Consider the following 11954-nt stretch of genomic DNA (forward strand, 5'->3'; position numbering starts at 1 on the left):
CGGACCATTGCGGGAATTCCCCTCCGGGAATGCGGTTCCGGGGATATGGTCACCCCATGAACGAAAGCCCTCCCATATCCCGTGTGGCCCTGAAGAAAATCACCCCGGACGTCTCCGCCGCCATGGGTTCCCTGCACTCCGCCGCCGTTTCCGCGGCGCAGGACGCCAAGGTCGAACCGGAACTGCTCGAACTGGTCAGGATCCGCGCCTCACAGATCAACGGCTGCGCGTTCTGCCTCGACATGCACACCAAGGACGCCCGCTCCCAGGGCGAGACCGAGCAGCGCCTGTATACCCTGAACGCCTGGCGGGAGACGCCGTTCTTCACCGAGCGGGAGCGCGCAGCGCTGGCGCTGACCGAGGCCGTGACCCTGGTCCACGACGGTCGTGTCCCGGACGCCGTGTACGCCGAGGCGGCCGAGGTCTTCGACGAGAACCAGATCGCCGCGCTGATCTGGGCGGCCACCGTCATCAATGCCTACAACCGCATCGCGATAGCCACGCGTATGGTGCCGAAGAACTGACGCATGGTGCCGAAAATCTGAAAAAGAACAGCGGACATCACGCCGGGTCGAATTCTTTCGGCCCGGCGTCGTAGTGCCCGAATTCATCTTTCGGGCAGCGGCTCCATAAGGCCGTCCAGCCACGTCCGCCATTCCCCGGCCCGCTCCGCCGGTGGCACCCGCATCGGGCGTCCCGTCCAGCCCGTCACGGGCCGGATCCCGTGCAGCGCGTTCACGAGCCACACCTCACGGCCGTCCAGTTCGGCCACGGTCCGCTCGCGGTGCGCGATCCGGATCCCGGACCGCAGCGCCCGCTCCTGGATCAGCCCGGCCGTCACCCCCGGCAGCACGGGCAGCTGGGGCGGGGGCAGGCACAGGGTGTCGTCCTCCCACCACAGCACGCTCGCGGTGGCCGACTCCAGCACCGTGCCCGAGGGCGTGATCAGCACCGCCTCCTCCGCGCCCTCGGCGGCGGCCAGGCGGCGCACCCGGGCCAGGGCCTCCAGGTCCGGACCCTTGCGGCGGGGCAGGGCCCGCGGGTCGGACTGGCCCGCCGCCCACAGCCGGATCTCCGTGCCGAGCGGCGGGGCGGGTCGCACCAGGAGCCGCAACTCCAGGGACTCCGCCGCGAGTTCCACGCGCGGGAACCACTCACCCGTGCGCGGCAGCGCGGCGGTCACGGCCTGCCAGAACGCGACGAGCCGGCGCGGCTCCGGCCCGCCGCTCTCGACACAGGACCGCGAGAACCGCTCCCGGTGACGGGCATGGGCCCGCACCCGGCCCTCGCGCAGCAGCCACGAGTCCGCGACGAGCAGTCGCCCCCCGGCCTTTTGGTCCGGGGCGGGGGCCAGGCCGCGGCCGGGCGTCCACGCCCACAGTCCTTCGGCCACCGCCGGTCGTGTCACCACCCGCTCCTCCTCAGTACTTGCGGCCCGCGACGGCCGGCGCCCCGTGCCGAGGCCCGTACGGCGCGTGCTCCAGCCATGATCCGCACCACGGCAGCACCGGCGCCAGGGCCGCCGCCGCCCGCTGCCTGACCCGGACGGTACGGCGGTGCGGCCGCAGATGGTCCAGGGCCGTACCGGCGGCGGCGCTGTTGAACAGGCCCGCCGCCCGCCGCACCTCGGCGAAGCGCGCGACCGCCTCGCCGGTCCCGGCGGCGATCGCCTCCGCGGCGGCCGCCGCGTCCGCGATCCCGCTGTTCATGCCGCGTGCCCCGAACGGCGGGAAGAGATGCGCCGCCTCCCCGGCCAGCAGCACCCGCCCGTGCGGATCGGTGAACGAGGCCGCCACCTTGCGCAGGAAGCGGTACGTCGACACCCACATGATCCGGTCGCCGTAGCCGTCCCCGACGATCGCGGGCAGCCAGCGCCGTACGGCCTCCTCGGTGCCGTACTCCTCCTGCGCGTCGTCGTCCCGGCACTGCAGGTCGACCTGGAAGCCGCCGGTGAACGGAACCCGCATCACACTGCGCCCGCCGACCCCGGGATGCTCGTAGTGGAAGACCCGCTCCAGCGGCAGTTCCGCGCCCGGCACGTCGGCGACGTCCACCACGACATGGAAGCCCTCGCCGTGTGTGCCCTCCATGGCGATGCCCAGCTCGCGCCGGACCGCCGAGCGGGCGCCGTCGGCGGCCACGGCGTACGCGCCGGTCCACACCCGCCCGTCCTCGCCCGTCAGCCGGACCTCCGTCGCCGAGGTGCTCACGCCCGCCACGCGCGCCCCCCACACGAACTCGACTCCGGCGCCCTCGCAGGCCGCGCGCAGGAACCGTTCGGTGTCCGTCTGGCGCAGGCTGGTGAAGGGCGGCGGACCCGACGGCGGCGGGAACGTGCGGGCGTAGACCTCGCGCCCCCGGTAGAGGGTGCGCCGGGTGTGCCAGGTCCGCCCGTACGAGGTGACCTCGGCGGCGAGGCCGGGCAGCATCGCGTCCAGCAGGCCCAGGGTCTCCCGGTGCACGAACAGGGCCCGGCTGCCGGGCCGTTCCCGGTCCTCCGCGTCGGCCTCCAGCAGCACCACAGGCAGCCCGTGCGAGCGCAGGGCCAGGGCCGCCGACAGGCCCACGGGCCCGGCGCCCACGACCAGCGTCATGCGCGGGCGCCTTCGGCCCTGGTCCCCGCCAGCATCCGCGCGATCTCCACGCGCTTCACCTTCCACGTCGCGGTCATCGGCAGATCCTCGAACCGCCACTGCCGCGGCTCGGCCATCGCCGGCAGCCCCGCCGTGGCGTTCCGCCAGCGCTCCGGGTCCAGGGGCCGCTCGCCGCGCACGCACACCACCGGCACCGGCTCGCGGTCCGCGCCCGGCACGATGACGACCTCGCGCAGCTCCTCCAGGCGGGACATCAGCGCGTCCTCGACCTCCAGATTGCTGTGCACGGCGTCGATCCGGTCCACCTCACGGTCGATCAGGTACAGCGCGCCCAGGCGGCTCCGGTAGCCCATGTCGCCCATCTCCCACCAGCCGTCGGTGAGCTGACGGTCGTAGCGCTCCGGCATGCCCAGGTAGGTGAGGATCCGGCCCCGGGTGCGGGCCTCGATCCGGCCGGGCGTGCCGGGCGCGACCCGCCTGCCCTCGGCGTCGGTGACCCGGACCCGGGTGAAGCCGGGTATCCCGATCCCGACCCGGCGCCCGTCCACCCGGGCGGCACCGCGCCGCGTCACCACCTGGAACGCCACCGGGCCCGTCTCGCTCTGCCCGTACAGCTGGATCAGCCAGGGCGTACGGCGCCGGGAGGCGCCCAGCAGCCGCCGTACGGTGCGCGGATGGATGGCGTCGAACGTGGAGCCGTACGACCGGACCCGGGACAGCGGGGCCCCGGGGGCATCGGCCAGCTCCTCCCACAGCACGAACGTGTTGGGGTGCGTCTCCACGATGCCGGGCCGGTGCCGGGCCAGCAGCGGCCCCACGGCGGCCGGATCCGGGTCGGTGATCAGCACCAGCGGGCTGCCGAAGTGCAGCAGCACGCCGAGCAGATGGTAGAAGCGCGAGTGCACGAAGGACATGTGCAGCGCGGCCGGTTCGCCCCGGGTGGGCCAGCCCATCGCCTGCTGCGGCACGAGCCGGTTCCACATGGTCTGCGCGCAGTGCACGGCCAGCTTCGGGACGCCGGTGGTGCCCGAGCTGTGGGTGATCAGGGCGGGTTCGCGGGGGTGGAGCCGGACCGGCGGGGGCGGCTCGGCGCCGGCGTACTTCGCCAGGGGCTCCGCCCCGGACGCGTCGTCCACGCAGAGCGTCCGCCGCACGAGCCCGGACAGGGCGAGGTCCTTCAGCCCGTCCAGGGTGGCGCTGTCGGTGATCAGCCAGGGGCGGCGCAGCCGTGCGAGGAGCTGCCCGGCGACCTGGGGCGCCAGCGCGGGCGACAGCAGCACGGGCACGGCGCCGATTCTGGAGGCGGCGCAGGTCAGCAGCATGATGTCGACGTTGTCGGCCTTGTGCACGACGACCTGCTCGGAGGGCCGCACCCCGGCCTCCCACAGCCGGCCGGACAGTTCCTCCACCACGTCGGCGAGCACGGTGTAGCTCAGGTCGACCCCGAGGGAGGGGTTGACGTCCAGCGGCCGGTCCAGGGTGACGAAGACGGCCCCGTGCCGGTCGGCGGCCCGCCGGAAGACCGGTCCCAGATAGAAGCCGCGATCGGCGAGCAGGGGCCGGGACCGGTCCTGGGACTGTCGCATGAGGCCGTTCCTTTCCGAGGTGTTCACCAGGCACCCCGGCGCACCAGATGGCGGCGGAGCTTCCCGGTCGGGGTGCGCGGCAGCGAGGGGACGAAGCTGACGCTGCGGGGGACCTTGAAGGCGGCGAGGCTCTCCCGCGCCAGGCCGATCAGCTCGTCCGACAGACCGTCACGCGCGGACGCGACCGGCACCACGAAGGCCCGCAGCCGGCTCGCGCCCCGCCCGTCGGGCACCGCCGCGACCGCCACCTCCCGCACCGCCGGATGGCCGCGCAGCACGGCCTCCACCTCCAACGGGGAGACGGTGATGCCGCCGACCATCTCCATGTCGTCGGCGCGGCCCAGATGCCGGTAGGAGCCGTCCGGTTCGCGGCATGCCCGGTCGCGGGTGGCCAGCCATCCGCCGACCAGGCTCCGCGCCGTCTCCTCGGGCCGGTTCAGGTAGCCCGGGGTGACCGTCGGCCCGCGCACCCACATCTCGCCCTCCTCGCCGTCCGGCACCGGGCGCCCGTCACGGTCGCGCAGCTCCACCTCGAAACCGGGCACGGGTCGGCCGACGGTGCCGGGATGGTCGTGGGCGAAGCCGTTGGCGCAGAACGCGTGACCCGCCTCGGTGGAGCCGATCTGCTCCAGCACCGGCGCCCCGAGCAGCGCGGTCAGCTGCCGTGCGAGCCCGTCCGGCAGCCCCTCGCCGGCCGACACCGCGGCCCGCACCGAGGCGAAGCAGCCCTCGTGCCCGTGGCCCCGCTCGGCGACCAGGGCGGCGAACGCGGACGGCACCGAGTAGAGCAGCGTCACCCGGTGCCGGGCGACCAGCTCGTCGATGCCGGCCGGGGTCGGACGCCGGTCCACCAGCACCGCGGACGAACCGGAGAACAGCGGGAAGACGAAGGCGTTGCCGAAGCCGTAGGCGAAGTACAGCTTCGACACCGACAGCGTGACGTCGTCCGCGGTGATCCGCAGCACCCGCCGGCCGACCAGGTCGTGGTACGTCCGCGGATCGCCGTGTGTGTGCACGACGCCCTTGGGACGGCCCGTAGTACCGGAGGTGTACTGGACGTACAGCGGGGCGTGCGCGTCGACCTGGTGCGCGGGCGCGGGCTCGGCGGCCGGGGCGAGCGCCATCAGCTGATCCGCTCCCAGACAGGCCCGGCGGGCGAACCGCTCCTCCAGGCCCGGCCCCGTCACGCACAGCAGCGCTCCGGTGTCCTCGGCCAGGAACACATGGTCGGCCGCGGGGAGTTCGGGGTTGACCAGGACCGCGACGGCGCCGAGCCGGGCGGTGGCGAGGAAGGCCGTCACCCAGGCGAGCGAGTCGGGAAGCGCCAGCAGTACCCGGTCCCCGGGGCGCACTCCGCACTCGGCGAGCACGGTGGCCGCCCGGGCCGCGAGGTCGTGCACCTCCCCATGGGTCCAGGCCCGGTGGCCCTGGTGAAACGCGGTCCGCCCGTTCCACCCGCGCCGCTCGGCGAGCTCCGCGAGCTGGGCCGCCATGTTCCCGGGCGTTCCGGCCTGGGCCGGGATCGACTCGGGCTGAGGCGTGGGCGTCTCGGTCCGCGGCCTGATGGCCTCGGCCTGCGGCCTGGGCGCCTTGGCCTCTGCACCGGTCATGTCGGTTGCACCGGTCATGTCGGTCAGCGGCCTGGTGACCTCGGCCTGTGGCCTGGTGATCGTGGCCTGAGCGCCGGTCATGTCGGTCTGGGGCCTGGTGACCTCGGCCGGTTGGCTGGTGATCGCGGCCTGAGTGCCGGTCATGTCGGTCTGGGGCCTGGTGACCTCGGCCGGTTGGCTGGTGACCTCGGCCTGAGTGCCGGTCATGTCGGTCTGGGGCCTGGTGACCTCGGCCGGTTGGCTGGTGACCTCGGCCTGAGCGCCGGTCATGTCGGCCCGGGGCCTGGTGACCTCGGCCTGCGGCCCGGTGACCTCGGCCTGCGGCCGGTTCGTCTCGGCGTGAGGCCTGGACATGCCGGCCCGGAGCCTGGGCGCCTCAGCCTTCGCACTGGTCATCTCGACCTGAGGACTGGTCATCGCCGGGCCTCCCCGCCCGCCCCGGCTCTGTCCCCCGGCGGTGCCTGCCGCCGTATCCGGTCGGCCGTGTGCTGGTGCAGGGCCCGCATCGGTGCGGCGGTCTTCAGCAGCATCTCGTCGTACTCCGCCTCCGGGTCGGAGCCGAGCACGATCGCGCCGCCCGCGCCCAGATGCGTCTGGCCGTCGGCGAACACGGCGGTACGGATGACGATGCTGAGATCCGCGCCGCCGCCGCACCCGAAGTAGCCGAGGGCGCCGGAATACACGCCCCGGGCCTCGGTCTCCAGCGAGTCGATGATCTCCAGCGTGCGCAGCTTCGGCGCGCCGGTCATCGACCCGCCGGGGAAGCAGGCCCGGACACAGTCCACCGCGTCCGTGCCCGGCCGCAGCCGGCCCACCACGGTCGAGACGAGCTGATGCACCGTGGCGTACGTCTCCGTGGCCATGAGCTTCGACACCCGCACCGACCCCGTCCGGCAGACCTGCCCGAGGTCGTTTCGGAGCAGATCGACGATCATCAGGTTCTCGGCCCGGGTCTTGTCGTCCGACGAGAGCGCGTCCCGCAGCCGGGCGTCCTCCTCCGGTCCGTCGCCCCGGGCCGCGGTCCCCTTGATGGGCCGGGCCTCGGCGGTACCGTCCCGGTCGATCTTCAGAAACCGCTCGGGCGAGGAACCGGCCACCTCCAGTTCCCCGAAACTCAGGAACGCCGCGTACGGGGCCGGGTTGTCGCGGCGCAGCGTCCGGTAGAAGTCCAGCGCGTCGGGCGGAGCGGGTAAACGGGCGGCGTTCGTGAGGCACACCTCGTAGCTGGTGCCGGCCCGCAACTGCTGTTGGCACGCCTCGATGTCCGCGAGATACGTCGCCCGGTCCCGGACGAGCCACGGCTCGGCGGCGCCGGAGTCCGCCAGGGCCGACGGCACGGGCAGCGGCGCCCGCTCCGTCGCCACGCAGCTGAGGTCCGCCAGCGCGCTCTCCAGCCAGTCGGCGGCCTCCCGGGCCGCCTGCGGGGTGTCCTCCGCCAGGCACACGGCGTAGGTGAAGCCCTCCTCGTGGTCCACCGCGATCACCCGGTCGGCGAACAGCCAGGCGGCGTCCGGGGAGGGGGAGCGGTGCCGGTTGGGCGAGCCGCAGTCGGCCTTCACCTCGTAGCCGAGGTAGCCGACGTACCCTCCGGTGAAGTCGAACGGCAGCCCGGTCGCGTCCACCCGCCGATTCGTCAACTGCCGCTTCAGATAATCGAAGACACTCGCCGTGACCTTCCGCACCGGCCGCCCGGCCCGCTCGATCTCACAGCGCCCTGCGGCGACGTCGTACCGCACGAACTCCGCGAGCGGCCCACTGTCGTCCCCCAGGAACGAGAACCGCGACCGCCCGGCCTCGACCAGGGAGCTGTCCAGCCAGAACGACCGGGGCGACCCGGCGAACATCCGGGTGAAGACCGCCTCGGTGTCGACGGCACCGGCGACCCGACGGGTGTGCAGCCGGTAGCCGACACGGCCGGGGCGGCGGGGGCGGGGAATGGCGACGGCGGGCGGCGCGGGCGGCGAGGGCTGCGGGGGAGCGTCGGAGGCCGCGCCGGCACCGCCGACCGCAGTCCCGCCAGAGACGTTCACCGCCGCCCGGGACATCGCCGAGACGGGAAAGACGGCCGCAGCCCGGGAAACCCCGGCCCGCGGCGAGCCCGCCACAGGCCCGGACCGAAGGCCGGCCTCGGCCCGCGCCGGCCTCCGGACCCCCGCGTCGCACTCCGGCACCGATGCCCGGCGTCGGGCCGGTGCCTCGGGGAACGGGACCGCCGTGTTCTTCGTGCGCAGCTTGCCGGCCCGCGCGGCGGTCAGGTTGCGGAAGTTCACGAGCATGCGGTGGCCGTACTCCGTGAGGACGGACTCCGGGTGGAACTGCACGCCCCACAGCGGCCGGCCGCGGTGCCGCAGCCCCATCAGGACGCCGTCCTCCGACCAGGCCGTGGCCTCCAGCGCCGGTGGCAACGGCTCGCGCACGGCCAGCGAGTGATAGCGGACGGCGGTGAAATGCTGCGGCAGGCCCTGGAACAGATCCTGTTCGTCGTGCCGGATCGTGGAGAGGTGCCCGTGCCGCGGTTCCGGAGCCGGCCCCACCAGACCCCGCTCCCCGAGCGCGATGCCCTGATGGCCGAGGCACACGCCGAGCACGGGAACCGGGGAGGTCGCGAGCAGCCTGGTCCCGATGCCGAAGTCACGCGCGTCGCCCGGGTGCCCGGGGCCCGGGGACACCACCAGATTGTCGAACTCCCGGAGATCCGGAACCCCGTCGACGGGCGCGTCGTTACGGACCACCACCGGCTCCTCGCCATTGACCTCGGCGATCAGCTGGAACAGGTTGTACGTGTACGAGTCGTAATTGTCGATGAGCAGGGTCTTCACCCGCCCACCTCCCTCTGTTCGTTCGCGGACCTACGTGGTCCGGCGTTTGTGCCGCCCACGAAGTGCCTGGAGCGACGGGTAGAGCCATTTCCTGAAGAAACGCTGGAGGCGCGGCATGAGAATCCAGGTGACAAGGGCGGTCACACACAGGCATAACAGCAGCGTGCGTATCAGCGCGTTGAAGTCACCGAGATAAGGAAGAACCGTCAGATTGAACAGGAGCACCGGCGGGAAAACCGCGCTCATATTCACGAACCACAGTTTCCATTTCTTCGGCGGTGCCGGTGGCGCGGGTGTCAGAGTCTGCGCTTCGAACCAGGCCCGGGCGCCCGGCACCCTTCGGCGCTCCGCCTCCCGGGCGACCCCCTCCAGCCGGGCGTCCCACTGTGTCCGGGAGAGCGATTGCTCCCAGGCCAGGGCCGAACCCTCGCTGGCGAAGCGATAGACGACATGCCACTCCGCCCCTCCGTCGACAAGTACCCCACCCCCCAGAAATCCCGGCTGCCGCGCGGTCGCGCCCAGCATGGCCCACCCCCAGGAGTGGAAGTCGGCCGCACGGCCCGGCGTCACGCGATAGGCCACGGTGACCGTGACGGGATTACTGGTCACGCCGTACCGTACGGAAAGCGGTTCCCGCGCGTTCAAGTTTCAACAAACAATTTTCCGGCCGCCCGGAAGCTGTCGGGAACGTGAAGCCTTACGGCGCGGGCACTCCTGCGTAAAAGCCCAGCTCACTTCGGCGTGACCGCGGCGTCCTCCCCGGTTTCCCCGGCCGCCCCGCCCCCGGACTCCACCGGCGCCTCCCCGAACCGCGACAAAGCCAGCGCCCCGGCCACCGCCACCGCGAAACCGGCCACCGCCAGCCAGCCCAGCCCCTCCCGCGTGCGGTCCCCGAGCCAGATCACGCCGATCAGCGCGGGCGCGACCGTCTCCCCGAGCACCAGGCCCGCGGTCGCCGTGGTCACAGAGCCGCGCTGCAGGGCCGAGGTCAGCAGCAGGAACGCGGCCCCGCCCCCGAGCACCAGCGCGTAGGCCGCCGGGTTCGTGAAGAGCTCCCCGGGCGACAGCCCGTCGATCAGCCGGACCGCCACCTCCACCACCCCGAACCCGCAGCCGGCCCCCAGACCGAGCGCGAGCGCCCGCCCCCGCTCCGGCAGCCGCCCGCCCACCGCCCCGAGCAGCAGCACCCCGGCCGCCGCCCCGAGCATCGCCCACTTCAGCCAGCTCGGCCCGGACTCGTCGCCCTCCGCTCCGGACGCCAGTCCCAGCAGCGCGAGCCCGGCGCACACCACCCCCACCGACCCCCACTCCATCCGGCTCAGCCGCACCTTGAGCAGCCGCGCCGCGACCACGGCCGTCACCGCGAGGCTCGCGGCCAGCGCCGCCCCCACGGCATAGATCGGCACCGACCGCAACGCGATGATCTGGAGCAGGAATCCGAGCCCGTCCAGCGCGAGCCCCAGCAGATACCGCCATTGCCGCAGCGCCCGCCACAGCAGCGCCATGTCCCCGACCGGTCCGGTCGCCGCGGCCGACCGCGCGGCCATCGCCTGCAACACCGTCGCCGTACCGAAGCAGACGGCCGCACCAAGGGCGCACACCATTCCAAAGATCACAAAACGACAGTAGGGGAGGGGGTGCGGGCAGGGGGGCATGCGCGCCCGCTCCCGCCCCTCTCTAGGCTGACCGCTCGGCAGGTACACGACGGGGAACACGGGGAGAGACGAAGATGGCCGAAACACGGCGGCGACTGCGCTCCAGCACGGTGGTGCTGGGCGGCATGGGTGTCCTCGCGGCGGCCCTGTCCGCCTGCGGCTCGGAACCGGACCGCCGCTGCGTGGACCGGGACAGCCACGACTACATCAACGGCTACAAGATCGTCGCCGACAAGAACTGCAAGTCCGGATCGTCCTCAGGCTCCTCCTACGGCAAGGGCAAGGGCGGCAAGAAGACCGGCAAGAGCGGGACCGCGGACGCCGACTGGTACTACGACGCCGACGTCAGCGCCGGCTACGCCGACAACGGCACCTTCAGCCGCAGCGAGGCCGTCGACCGGGGCGGCTTCGGCTGCTCCGGCTCCGGCAGCGGCGGCGGCTGACCGGGCCCGCGCCGATGGAACGCCACACGATGGAGCCCCGCCCCGGCTGGCAGCAGACCGTCGAGGAACAGGGCCTGATCTACCCCCTGACCCGCTACCCCGACGACTCCCTGCGCCCCTACTGGGACGAAAGCGCGTACTACGTCTTCACCCTTCCGGAGATAGAGGCCCTGGAAGAGGTCGTCGAGGAACTCCACGGCATGTGCCTGGCGGCGGCCGCCCACATCGTCGCCGAGGACCGCTTCGCCGACCTGGGCATCACCGACCCCCGCGTGGCCGAGGCGGTCGCCGAGTCCTGGCACCGCCGCGCCGAACTCCCCTCCCTCTACGGCCGTTTCGACCTCCGTTACGACGGCACCGGCCCGGCCAAGCTCCTGGAGTACAACGCCGACACCCCCACCTCACTGGTGGAGGCCGCGTCACCCCAGTGGTTCTGGATGGAGGAGCGCTTCCCCGGCGCCGACCAGTGGAACTCCCTCCACGAACGCCTCATCGACGCCTGGAAGAAGCAGGCCGCCCTCCTCCCGCCCGGCAGCCCCCTGTACTTCGCGTACTCCTCCGCCGACGAACTCGGCGAGGACATGATGACGGTCGCCTACCTCAAGGAGACGGCCGAGCAGGCGGGCCTGGCCACCGACTGGATCGCCATGGAGGAGATCGGCTGGGACCGCCTCTCCGGCCGCTTCGTCGACAACCGCCTGCGCTTCATCCGCAGTGCCTTCAAGCTCTACCCCTGGGAGTGGCTCACCACCGACCGCTTCGCCGGACACGTCCTGGACACCCTCGACAACGGCGGCGGCACGGGCTCCACCCTGTGGATCGAACCGGCCTGGAAGATGCTCCTCAGCAACAAGGCCCTGCTCGCGATCCTCTGGGAGCTGAACCCCGGCCACCCGAACCTCCTCCCCGCGTACCTGGACGGCCCCCGCGACCTGTCGTCCACCACGGGCTGGGTCGCCAAGCCCCTCCTCGGCCGAGAGGGCGCGGGCGTCACGATCCACGCCCCCGGCACCGACCCCTTCGTCCGGGACGAACCCTGCGTCTACCAGCAGCTCGCCCCCCTGCCCGACTTCGACGGCAACCGCGTGGTCCTGGGCGCCTGGGTGGTGGAGAACGAGTCGGCGGGCCTCGGCATCCGCGAGTCGTCGGGCCTGATCACGGACGAGTACGCGAGGTTCCTCCCCCACGTGATCCTTTGAACGAGGTGGAGGGCTGACACCCTCAGGGGCGCGGGGCTGTATCGATGT

General features: G+C 72.8%; 10 protein-coding genes. 3 read left to right on the top strand and 7 right to left on the bottom strand.

Annotation, left to right across the window (positions count from 1 at the left end; translation table 11 throughout):
- Nucleotides 1–56 precede the first annotated feature (56 nt).
- Entirely contained in the window at nucleotides 57–524 is a 468-nt protein-coding gene (locus tag ACFZBT_RS06500) for a carboxymuconolactone decarboxylase family protein (RefSeq protein WP_391099135.1), read from the top strand.
- Nucleotides 525–607: 83 nt separating this feature from the next.
- Here ACFZBT_RS06500 and ACFZBT_RS06505 read toward each other — a convergent pair whose 3' ends face one another.
- The 7 genes from ACFZBT_RS06505 to ACFZBT_RS06535 form a co-directional block, all read right to left on the bottom strand.
- Nucleotides 608–1408 carry an aminotransferase class IV gene (locus ACFZBT_RS06505; protein ID WP_391099137.1) on the bottom strand — a complete coding sequence of 267 codons (801 nt, stop codon included), beginning with the start codon at nucleotides 1406–1408 and terminating at the stop codon, nucleotides 608–610.
- A gap of 13 nt (nucleotides 1409–1421) precedes the next feature.
- Entirely contained in the window at nucleotides 1422–2594 is a 1173-nt protein-coding gene (locus ACFZBT_RS06510; protein WP_391099140.1) for an FAD-dependent monooxygenase, read from the bottom strand.
- Nucleotides 2591–4180 (bottom strand): AMP-binding protein, encoded by a 1590-nt coding sequence (locus tag ACFZBT_RS06515; RefSeq protein ID WP_391099142.1) that lies wholly within the window; start codon nucleotides 4178–4180, stop codon nucleotides 2591–2593. Before ACFZBT_RS06515 ends, ACFZBT_RS06510 begins: the two co-directional genes overlap by 4 nt.
- A gap of 23 nt (nucleotides 4181–4203) precedes the next feature.
- Nucleotides 4204–5673 carry an AMP-binding protein gene (locus tag ACFZBT_RS06520; protein WP_391099856.1) on the bottom strand — a complete coding sequence of 490 codons (1470 nt, stop codon included), beginning with the start codon at nucleotides 5671–5673 and terminating at the stop codon, nucleotides 4204–4206.
- A 530-nt stretch (nucleotides 5674–6203) separates the two neighbouring features.
- Nucleotides 6204–8609: an aminodeoxychorismate synthase component I gene (gene pabB / locus ACFZBT_RS06525; protein ID WP_391099145.1), complete on the bottom strand. Its 2406-nt coding sequence runs from the start codon at nucleotides 8607–8609 to the stop codon at nucleotides 6204–6206.
- A gap of 30 nt (nucleotides 8610–8639) precedes the next feature.
- Complete coding sequence (locus ACFZBT_RS06530; RefSeq protein ID WP_391099148.1) at nucleotides 8640–9218, bottom strand: antibiotic biosynthesis monooxygenase; 579 nt, start codon at nucleotides 9216–9218, stop codon at nucleotides 8640–8642.
- A gap of 122 nt (nucleotides 9219–9340) precedes the next feature.
- Complete coding sequence (locus ACFZBT_RS06535; RefSeq protein ID WP_391099859.1) at nucleotides 9341–10213, bottom strand: DMT family transporter; 873 nt, start codon at nucleotides 10211–10213, stop codon at nucleotides 9341–9343.
- Nucleotides 10214–10338: 125 nt separating this feature from the next.
- Between ACFZBT_RS06535 and ACFZBT_RS06540 the strand changes: the two genes are divergently transcribed.
- The gene (locus tag ACFZBT_RS06540; protein WP_391099150.1) at nucleotides 10339–10707 is read left to right on the top strand and encodes a hypothetical protein; all 369 of its coding nucleotides are present in this window, start codon (nucleotides 10339–10341) and stop codon (nucleotides 10705–10707) included.
- 14 nt (nucleotides 10708–10721) lie between these two features.
- Complete coding sequence (locus ACFZBT_RS06545) at nucleotides 10722–11906, top strand: glutathionylspermidine synthase family protein (protein ID WP_391099152.1); 1185 nt, start codon at nucleotides 10722–10724, stop codon at nucleotides 11904–11906.
- Nucleotides 11907–11954 lie beyond the last annotated feature (48 nt).

This window comes from Streptomyces sp. NPDC008137 (genome assembly GCF_042957035.1).
GTDB lineage: Bacteria > Actinomycetota > Actinomycetes > Streptomycetales > Streptomycetaceae > Streptomyces.

Bases quoted from the DNA above. Each gene is read 5' to 3' on its own strand.
- ACFZBT_RS06500 (WP_391099135.1), top strand. From the start codon at position 57: ATGAACGAAAGCCCTCCCATATCCCGTGTGGCCCTGAAGAAAATCACC.
- ACFZBT_RS06510 (WP_391099140.1), bottom strand. From the start codon at position 2,594: ATGACGCTGGTCGTGGGCGCCGGGCCCGTGGGCCTGTCGGCGGCCCTG.
- ACFZBT_RS06515 (WP_391099142.1), bottom strand. From the start codon at position 4,180: ATGCGACAGTCCCAGGACCGGTCCCGGCCCCTGCTCGCCGATCGCGGC.
- ACFZBT_RS06520 (WP_391099856.1), bottom strand. From the start codon at position 5,673: ATGGCGGCCCAGCTCGCGGAGCTCGCCGAGCGGCGCGGGTGGAACGGG.
- ACFZBT_RS06535 (WP_391099859.1), bottom strand. From the start codon at position 10,213: ATGGTGTGCGCCCTTGGTGCGGCCGTCTGCTTCGGTACGGCGACGGTG.
- ACFZBT_RS06540 (WP_391099150.1), top strand. From the start codon at position 10,339: ATGGCCGAAACACGGCGGCGACTGCGCTCCAGCACGGTGGTGCTGGGC.
- ACFZBT_RS06545 (WP_391099152.1), top strand. From the start codon at position 10,722: ATGGAACGCCACACGATGGAGCCCCGCCCCGGCTGGCAGCAGACCGTC.